Consider the following 10,099-nt stretch of genomic DNA (forward strand, 5'->3'; position numbering starts at 1 on the left):
ATGTGTTTTTGATACTTGGTCTTCTTTCGAGGGAACTCAAAAAGAAGTTCGACTGCCTTGCTCGCGCTCATATCGAGTCCGGGACCGGATTTGTGCGTCCTTTGTACTGAATAGGCACAATCCCAATACAGAATTTGGCCAACAAATCGCGATGAAGCTGCAGGTGAAAAGGTATCGAGTCCATCTGCCGATGTTAACACATTGGAGCAAGCGCGAGCAAAGATCCCATTTGAGATGAGAGGGACTTCGAAAGCTGCTCCAGTTTTTTTCTGGAGGAAACGTAATGCCTTATGATCCGAAGCCCGGTCCGCAGGGCTCAGACGACGACACCGTCAAGGTGGGCGCCCTGGCCGATGGCCTTTCCAGCGCTATCAATTCAACCGAAATCGATGATGATTCTACAGGTTACGTCGGCGGCATCGCCAATGGCGACAATCGCAACAACACCGACAACAGCACGGACGTTGACGTCAAGGCCAATGTCGATCTCGATGTGAAGACCGACAACGGCGACAACCGCGACAACGACTACGACTGGAGCTACAAGTCGGACGACGACACGAACACCAAGACGACCACCATCAACGACAACGACACAACCACCACCACGAAGTCGGACTACGACTGGAGCTATGACGCCAAGTCGTACAGCGACGACGACGTTGACATCAAGACGATCACCGATACCGACACGACCACCAAGACCGATATCGATACCGACATCAAAACGGTCACGGATACCGACACCAAGACGACCACCAATAGCCACAATACGAGCGACAGCTTCAACAAGACGGACACGGACTTCGCCGTCATTGATGATGTCAAGGACTTCGGGAACCTCGGCGTAGCCGGCCACGACCTCACCTTCGACATCGGGGATGACTTCTCCTTCACCCTCAATATCGACAATATCCTCAACGGCTCGCTCTCCGGCGAAGGCGCCGACTCGGTCTTCAGTACTGTCCAGGCAAACCATCTCGCAGACCAGGATCAGGCCTGGAACATCACGATGGAGAACGGCGGCGCTCAGAACCACCTGAGTGCGAATGCCGGCACAGCGCACGGTGCTGACGGCATGGATATGGACAGCAAGGGCTGGGATCTCAAGGCAGGTGACGACGTCACAGGCACTTCCACGGCAGATGCTTCGGCAATTCTTGCCAATTCGGGCTTCCATATGGAGCTCGTTCAGGGCGCGAACATGCTCAGCAACGCTGTGGACTCCAGTGTCATCGGCGGCGACTCGCATGTTTCCGATGTCGGCGAAGATACAAGTGGGCACTGACCTCCAAGACCAAGAAAGGGCTGCACCGGCTTCGGCCGGTGCAGTTTGAATGCTTGCGTGCGAATTGACGAACAGCGCGGCTCCCGTAGAAGGATGTCGCATGGCCGGTCGTCTCTTCGATAAGGGAGGCCAAGGCAATGCAAATCGAGAAATTCTCAGAAATCATCGCCCATTTCATCGGCATATTCGAAACGACGACCGATGAGATGAGGCTGCGTGCGGGGCTGACGGAGGGCACAGGCCCTGCCGAAGATAATCCGGCGCTTGACGATCTGGTCGCCAATACGCCCACCTTCGCCTCCGATCTCGCGCTCCAGGACTATGATCCTGATGTCAACTACAGAAGCGTCAGCTATGAGATCGTTTATGGGGGCGCTCGCCGCTTCGGCCGCCCCTTTGAGGAGAGCATCGAAAAGCTCTCCGAGATTGCCCACCGCGATGTGTCGTCGCTGCCCCGGTTCGGCAGCCCACAGGACATCGATATCGAAACCGAAGAAGAGCTGCAGGTTTTCGACGGCCCCGGCTCGGCGATCCGCTTCACCACACAGGTCAACATTCTCTACGACGATGATTATCTCGATATGACTGGTGGCAATCATGCCCCACGCGATACGAGTTTCGTCGTCGAGAAACTGGCGGAATTCAGTGCCAACGCCGAGATTTTCTCTCCCTTTTCCGACCTGCATCGGACGGACACCCTGGAGGGGGTCAAGCAGATCACCGGGGATATGGAAACCTACATCCAGGGAGTAAGGGATTCCGGCCAGACATCGATCGGAGCGAGCGAGCCGCCGGCGGACAATCCAAACGATCAGGCACATGATTTCGTGCTGGCGGGTGACGAGATCACCGGAGCCTATATGAACGGCAAGCACGTTTCTGAAATTCCTGTTCTCGATGACCTGCTGCCGGATCGGGGGCTTGCCAAACTGCCTGAAGAACCCGACGAAACCCAGACATCCGTCGAACATCATGACGCGGCTGGAAACAGCCTGGAGGTCACCGCGGGCGCAAACCTCGTCGCCAACATTGCCTCGGTCGTCAACACGGCAGTGATCTCTTCCGTGACGGCCGTCATGGGCGACTACCATCAGGTCGATGCGATCACCCAGGTCTATGTCTACAGCGACAATGACAATATCGCTTCGGTCTTCCATTCAGCCGACTCCGCCGAGAGCGCCGGTGTGACCGCCTACAATATTGCAAGTTTCGAGCGCGACACGTTCCAGTCGACACAGCCGCAGACAACGGTCGATGCACATGGCGACCCCATCTTTCCGATGGCCTGGCGCGTCAGCGTCATCGAGGGCGACGTTTCCTTCGTGAGCTGGATCGAACAGTATCATTTCGTGACCGACAACGACACCATGACCGTCACAACGAACGGGTCGGAAGCTACGGTTCTGACGGGAGGCAATACCGCGCTGAACTTCTCGTCCTTCTTCCAGATGGGCCTGCAGTACGATCTGGTGATCGTCGCCGGAAATGTATACGATATCAATAGTATAACGCAGATTTCGCTTCTCTACGACAATGACTGGGCCCGCGCCGAGGACGGTGTAGACGATGGTGCCACCATCCAGTCCGGCAACAATCTCATCTGGAATCTTGCGGCGATCCACAATGTCGGCACCGACGACCGGTTCGAGACCATGCCCGACTATATGCACGAGGCAGAAAAGGGGATCCAGGAACGCGATCCGACAATGCCCGAGGGCTTGTCCACCGATTCCAATTTCCAGGGCTACATCGGCCTGAATGTCCTCTACATCACAGGCAATCTCTACGACATGACGATCATCAAGCAGGTCGCGGTGCTCGGAGATTCCGACGACGTGACCCAGGCCGCAGCCGAGCTTCTGAAGAACAACCAGGACGCCGTGATCACGATCGATACTGGCAGCAATACCGTCGCCAATATCGCTGAAATCGTCGATTACGACAGCTTCGGCAACACCACCTATGTTGCCGGTCAGCTCTATTCCGACGCCATTCTCATCCAGGGCGGTATCATAGAGCACGATACCACCCAGCCCGAGACGGCAGGCGAAAGGCTTGCCAATGAAGTCATCGCCTTTCTCGATGACGATAGCCCCCAGGGCGCGGACAGCGGCGATGGCATCATCAACGGCGGGCATGATCTTTCATGGTCCTCCGCTCACCCCTCAGATGTAATGCAAGCCGTGGTCGCGTGACCTGCGTATCTTGGGAGAGACCGCGATGAATCAGATCTCAAAACAGATTTTTGCAAATGGCAGCGCGCTCGATCTGCGTGGCGAAAAGCCATCCTCTGCGGCGGCAAATCCTCAGGATTTTCTGACAGAGGCCTGCGTTTCGGCGATCGATGATGCGGTGGACCATCTTCGCCAGCTGACGCGCAAAGCGTCTTCCTATCCCCATGAAGTCAAGGCTGTCGCTGAAGAGAAGGTGGATGACGTGCAAACCGTGATGCCAACCGAACAACCTACAAGGCAGCTTTCCGGCCATGACATACCCGTCGTCAATATGGTGGAGCCGGAAACAAAGTCGCAGCCAGTTGAAGAGCTGCTGGCGGCGCCCGTCATCGAGGCCCGGCGGATGCCCGGTGAAACCGAGGAGCTCAAGGCCAAGCCAGATACTCCCTTTGCCAAGACGATCGATGGCGACACCGGTCCGGTGAAGGAAAATGAGCGCCGCCTGCGTGCAGACGGCGGAGGCGGCGGCGGCAAGGAACCGGATTTCGGCGGCGGCGGTGGCGGTGGCGGCGGCGGAAACAGCGGCTTCCACAAGCGCAGCGAGCCGGTGAATTTCGCATTGAGCCTTGCACGAGGCATCGCGGTTATCAGGCGCAATCTCGCCATCGTGATGGTCTTCACGATCGCGATCAACGTGCTCCTGCTGGCGATCCCGCTCTACCTCTTCCAGATTTCCGACCGTGTCCTGACCAGCCGCTCCATCGACACGTTGGTGATGCTTTCCATCGTGGTGGTGGGCGCCGTCCTCTTGCAGGCCTTCCTGGATTCCGTCCGGCGCTTCATCCTGATGCGAACTGCCGTGGAACTGGAAGTCCAGCTGGGCGCACCGATCCTCAGTGCCGCCGCTCGCGCCTCGCTGCATGGAAGCGGCAAGGATTATCAGATCCTGCAGGACCTTCAGTCTCTCCGAAGCTTTTTGACTTCAGGAACGCTGATTGCTTTCCTCGACGCGCCGCTGATGCCGCTCTTTGTGATCGTTGTCTACCTGGTGCATCCGCATCTCGGCATCATCATCATGGTCTGCTGCGCGGTGCTGTTTCTGATCGCCTTCCTGAACCAGAAGTTCACGGCCAAACAGTTTGCCGAATCCAACAGCTATCTCAGCCGCGCGAATTTCCATCTCGATTCCATGTCGCGCAATTCGCAGATCATCAACGCGCTCGCGATGATTCCCGAAGCGGTGAAGATGTGGGGCCGGGAAACCGCCGGCTCGCTGAAATCCCACGTCCAGGCGCAGGACCGCAACATCATCTTCACCGGCATTTCCAAGGCCTGCCGCATGATCACGCAGGTCGGGCTTCTCGGCTGGGGCGCGCATCTGTCGCTGTCGGGAGAGCTGACGGGCGGCATGGTCATCGCAGCCTCGATCATTTCCGGCCGCGCGCTGGCGCCGATTGAAGGCGCAATCGAAGGCTGGCATCAGTTCAACCGATCGGCCGCAGCCTATGGCCGTATCAAGAACCTGCTGCTGACCTCGCCGCTCAACTTTCCGCGGCTGCGCCTTCCTAATCCGGAAGGCAGGCTTGATGTGGAGCGGATCCTCTTCGTTCCGCCGCCGCAGAAGAAGGTGATCCTGAACGGCATCTCTTTCTCGCTGAAGAAGGGTGAATCGCTGGCGATCATCGGCAATTCCGGTTCCGGCAAGACGACGCTCGGCAAGATGCTGGTGGGCTCGATCCTGCCGACCTCCGGCAATGTGCGCCTCGACCTCATGGATCTGCGCAACTGGGACCAGCGGCAGTTCGGCGAAAGCATCGGCTATCTGCCGCAGGACGTGCAGCTCTTCCCAGGCACCATCAAGGCCAATATCTGCCGCATGCGCGATGACGTCGAAGACCGGCAGATTTATGAGGCCGCCGTCCTTGCCGACGTGCATGAACTGATCGCCGGCTTCCCACAGGGCTATGAGACCGTGGTCGCAGCCGATGGCGCGCCGCTTTCGGGTGGCCAGAAGCAGCGCATCGCACTGGCGCGCGCCTTCTTCGGCGATCCCAAATTCGTCGTGCTCGACGAGCCCAATTCCAATCTCGACACCCAAGGCGAAGCCGCACTCGCAAAAGCACTGATCCACGCCAGGAAACAGGGCATCACGACAGTTACAATCACGCAACGCCCTGCACTTCTGCAATGCGTAGACAAGATCATGGTGCTCAAGGACGGCACGGTTGCCATGTTCGGCGAGCGAATGGAAGTCCTGCAGGCAATATCCAAGGGCAATGGCCGAGCTGGCCAACAGTCACCGCGTATCGAAGGATGAAGGCCATGGGAAAGAAGAAGCAGGAAGCCACCGGCCCGGTGCAGCTCGAATGGTATGGCGACGTGCCGCGCTCCATCCGTTTGCACAGTTTTGTCGGCCTGGCGGTCCTCTTCTGCTCGTTCGGCGGTTTCGGATACTGGGGGGCAACCGCGCCACTTGCCTCCGCCATCATCGCCCAGGGCAGCTTCGTGGCAACCGGCAACAACAAGGTCGTCCAGCACCTTGAAGGCGGCATCATCAAGGAAATGCTCGTCAGCGAAGGCGAAAGCGTCAAGGAGGGCGACGTCCTGGTGACCCTCGACCAAACAGCCGCCTTGACCAACGAGCGAATGCTGACGCTGAGACGGCTGCGTCTGGAGGCAGTCGTTGGACGCCTGAGGGCCGAGGCACAGGGATCGCGTGAGTTCAAGATTCCTGACATCGTCATGGCAGAGGCGAGCGACCCCGATATCAACGCCATCATCCAGAGCCAGAACATCGTCTTTCGCAGCAAGCAGGTCAAACTCGAGGAGCAGCTCAACCTTATCGAGAAGAACATCAAGTCGCTGGAATACCGCTTCGAAGGCTACAAGGGCCAGCGCGAGTCCTTCGAACGGCAACTGGCGCTGCTCTCCGATGAGCGGGACTCCAAGGAACGGCTCGTCAAGGTCGGCTATCTGCGCAAGACCGACCTTCTGGCCATCGAGCGCGCCATTGCCGATGCGATGGGCGATATTTCGCGCCTGAACGGAGAGCTCAACGAGAGCGAGGCGGAAATCGCCAAATTCCGTCAGGAAGCGGTCATCGCCGTCAACTCCAACAAGCAGGCAGCGCTCGATGCGCTGGAAACCGCCGAATCCGACCTCGACAGCGTGCGTCAACAGCTGCACGAAGCTGCCGGCGTTCTGGAGCGTACGGTCATCCGTTCGCCGGTGACTGGTACCGTTGTGCGCTCCTACTACCACACCGCCGGCGGCGTCATCACCACCGGAAAACCGATCATGGAGATCCTGCCGGCCCATGTGCCGCTGATCCTGGAGGCGCAGGTATTGCGTACCTCCATCGATCAGCTTCACGAGGGGCAGACGGCTGCAATCCGCCTGACCGCCCTCAACAGGCGCACCACGCCGGTTCTGGAAGGCAAGGTCTTCTATGTTTCGGCCGACTCCATTGAGGAAAATGCGGGCCTGTCCGTGAAGGACGTGTACATCGTGCGCGTACAGATCCCGGACTCGGAAATTGCCCGCGTTCACAACTTCCATCCGGTTCCTGGCATGCCTGCTGAAGTGCTGATCCAGAGTTCGGAGCGCACCTTCTTCGAATATCTGAGCAAGCCGATCGCCGACAGCATGTCACGCGCGTTCAAGGAGCGTTAAGCGCAGAAATGGCCGAAGCATGCAACGAAATGATCTGATATAGTTCACGTATTATCAGCGTTGAACCTAGGGAGTTCAGCATGCCGGCCATGTCAGATGTGTTATTGAGTGTTGGCCGGCTAAACTATGTGTGGACTAATACAGAAAGCCTGCTGATCTATATTATTGCACACCTTCTCAATGTGGAGAAGGAGGCAGCGATCGTGGTTTTCCTGACGCTTAATACGACGCGTGCGCGCATAGATCTCGTCGAGCGTCTTGCAAAGCTTCCTTCGACGCCAGCTGCGGACCGCAAGGCCGTTCTTTCAGCCATGTCGCGCCTGAAGAAGGAATCGAAGATGCGTAACAAATACAATCACTGCATCTATTCCTTCGACGAGAAGGGTGAAATCTCCAGCACGCAACTCATGCGCCTCGTCGAGGACGATAAGGAGATCCGCTACGGAAAGATCGAACGAATGGATGACCGGGAAATGGAACTTCTGGAGAAATCGATTGGCGAGATCGTCAGTATCAGCAAGGCGCTATGGGCTTTCATCCATGCAAGTCCACGGATTATAGCGCTCTAGCATTGCCTGCTGGAAACGGCTGCCTTGGGCTAACCCATTTTCGCCTCAAGGAATCACCCGGACGGTTTATTTGAAGATCGATGTTTCCCATTAGACTGGAATTTCCCGAATTAGGTATGGAGTATTGGGAGGGGGGCATGCGCATCGATGTCATTGATACTGTCGCCGGTTTTGACGCCGTTTGCGGCAACTGGGATCAGGTCTATCGGGACGATCCAGATGCCCAACATTTCCTCTCCTGGACATGGCTCAGAGACTTTCTTGGGCACCGCGGCCGCTGGTTCGTCCTTGCGCTGCGCGAGCGGGAGCCGGGTGCTCCCTATGTCGCCTTTTTGCCGCTGAGATTGCTCACCAAACTCGATGACCAGAACGGGCTTTTCTACGATGAAATCGTCATGGGCGGGAATTATTCGGCCGACTATACCGGCTTCATCGTCATGCCTGGTTACGAGCAAAAAGCCATCGCCGGTTTTGCCGCTTATCTCAAACAGCAGAACTGGACGCATCTCAGGCTGGAGCATTTCAGTGGGCCGCCGGAACGGCGGGAGAAGATGATCCTGGCGCTGCAGGGGCCGCTCGTCATGTTCCGTGACAATGCCCCAACCAGCCATGACGATATCGACAATACGATCTGCCCGGTCGTCTCGCTGCCTGCACGTTGGGACGACTATCTGGAGCAGAAGATGAGCAGCCAGACACGCCAGAAGCTGCGCCGCTTCCTGCGCAAGCTCGATGGCGACGAAGGCTACCGTATCACGATGGCAACGCCCGAGACCATCGACCGGGACCTCACCATTCTCTTCGATTTCTGGCGCACGCGATGGACGGAGCGCAAAGGACCGGAGCGGACGGAGCGGCTCATCAATTCTACCCGCGAAATGCTGATGGACTGCTTCAAGAGCGGCACGCTCGACGTCCCGGTCTTCTGGTTCGGCGAGCAGCCGCTCGGCGCCCTCGCCAATATCATCGACCACCCGAAAAAGACGATCCTTTTCTATATCACTGGTCGTGACGAGAACTGGAAAACACCGTCTCCCGGTCTGATGCTGCATGGATATTGCATCCACCGGGCGATCGAAGACGGCTTCCGGTTCTATGATTTCCTGCGCGGAAACGAACCTTACAAATATGTCTTCGGCGCTGACGAGCGGCGGATCAGCTATACGCTCTTCAGGACCCGCGACGGACGCAATCTCGGCGGCGTTCTGCATCCGCGTAGCGTCAAATATGTCTACGAGCAAGCACTCGAAATGTATCGAAAGGGTGAGAAGGGAAAAGCCGAGATCGTCTTCACCCAGGTTCTGCAATCCTCGCCGGGCCATGTCGGTGCCGAATTTGGCCTTGCCAACCTGCTCTTCGACCGGGGAAAGCTGACCGAAGCCCTTGCCGCCTATCAGTCGCTGCTGGAGCGCACCGCCGAGCCGCTGCCGATTGCACTTCGCCTTGGAGATACGCAACTGGCGCTGAAACTCTATGAGGATGCAGCCGTAACCTTCCATCGCATCGGCGAGCAGGCGCCCCATGTGGTGCAGGCCCGCTACAAGGAAGGTGTCGCCCTCATCGCAACACGCCGCCTTACGCAAGCCGAGACGGTCCTTGCGGAGATCCAGGATATCCACACCGACGATCCGGTCGCCATTCCCTATACCGAGCTTGCTTCCGTGGCGCTTGAGCGTCTACGCCAGCATAATGCGGCATTGGCAGCCGATGAACAGATTCCTGAGGGCATGATGGGATTGCCTGGAAAGCGCGGCGGTGAGAAACGCCGTCCCCGCATGCACTAAAGTCTCTTTGTTTTACGCATGTCGTTACCGCAAAACCGCTGCACAGTTTTGCGCGACATGCTTTCGGCATGACAGAGCTCAGGCGCCGGTTTCAGCCTGATGCCTGATATCATCGGCGAGCGGATGCAAGGTATCGGCCGACAGGGTGCCGACGAGGCTGTACCCCATGCCGCCGGACGCCCAGCTCCAGCTCTCAACATTGCCCTGCGCATGCGGTACCATGGGCTTGTTCTGATCGGCGAGCATTGGCCGCGTCAGCATGACGAGACGCGTTCCCCGATCATCATCATACATCAGCATCAATCCGGCGCCATGCGACGTCGAGATCATCCTGCCGCCCATCAGACGATAGCCCGACTTGGAAAGATCCGGCAGCACCGGCTTGCGGCCCATGCGCTCCGTCGCCCAGTCGACGAGCTCGGTCATATTGTCGGCACGGAGCTCGACCGGCCTCACCCTGTCGGGCGCGTAAGTGGCGAAGCTGTTGGCCGCTTCATCAGCCAGCGCCACCATGCCTTCGCCTGGCTGCCGGAACATGCCATGCAGCATCCAACCACCGGAACCGCCGGCGACGAGAAGAACGACTGCGGCGGCCGCCATACGCCAGAAAGG

7 protein-coding genes are annotated in these 10,099 nt (G+C 58.0%); 6 read left to right on the top strand and 1 reads right to left on the bottom strand.

The features are described from left to right. The first annotated feature begins 283 nt into the window (after positions 1–283). The 6 genes from PMI11_RS14525 (at position 284) to PMI11_RS14550 (ending at position 9,487) form a co-directional block, all read left to right on the top strand. Positions 284–1,288, top strand: a complete 1,005-nt coding sequence (locus PMI11_RS14525; protein ID WP_007818237.1) for a hypothetical protein — start codon at positions 284–286, stop codon at positions 1,286–1,288. A 137-nt stretch (positions 1,289–1,425) separates the two neighbouring features. Further along, positions 1,426–3,483, top strand: coding sequence for a hypothetical protein (locus tag PMI11_RS14530; protein WP_007818240.1), 2,058 nt, complete (start codon positions 1,426–1,428; stop codon positions 3,481–3,483). Between the two features lie 25 nt (positions 3,484–3,508). After that, entirely contained in the window at positions 3,509–5,779 is a 2,271-nt protein-coding gene (locus tag PMI11_RS14535) for a type I secretion system permease/ATPase (RefSeq protein ID WP_007818242.1), read from the top strand. A 5-nt stretch (positions 5,780–5,784) separates the two neighbouring features. Continuing rightward, positions 5,785–7,134: an HlyD family type I secretion periplasmic adaptor subunit gene (locus PMI11_RS14540; protein ID WP_007818244.1), complete on the top strand. Its 1,350-nt coding sequence runs from the start codon at positions 5,785–5,787 to the stop codon at positions 7,132–7,134. Between the two features lie 80 nt (positions 7,135–7,214). Continuing rightward, positions 7,215–7,703 (top strand): hypothetical protein, encoded by a 489-nt coding sequence (locus tag PMI11_RS14545; protein ID WP_007818246.1) that lies wholly within the window; start codon positions 7,215–7,217, stop codon positions 7,701–7,703. A 137-nt stretch (positions 7,704–7,840) separates the two neighbouring features. Beyond that, complete coding sequence (locus tag PMI11_RS14550; RefSeq protein ID WP_007818248.1) at positions 7,841–9,487, top strand: GNAT family N-acetyltransferase; 1,647 nt, start codon at positions 7,841–7,843, stop codon at positions 9,485–9,487. A 78-nt stretch (positions 9,488–9,565) separates the two neighbouring features. Here the strand turns inward: PMI11_RS14550 and PMI11_RS14555 are convergent. Beyond that, on the bottom strand, positions 9,566–10,099 hold a 534-nt coding region (locus tag PMI11_RS14555; protein WP_007818250.1), incomplete at its 5' end, for an anti-sigma factor family protein.

The sequence above is a fragment of the Rhizobium sp. CF142 genome (assembly GCF_000281145.1).
Taxonomy (GTDB): Bacteria; Pseudomonadota; Alphaproteobacteria; order Rhizobiales; family Rhizobiaceae; genus Rhizobium.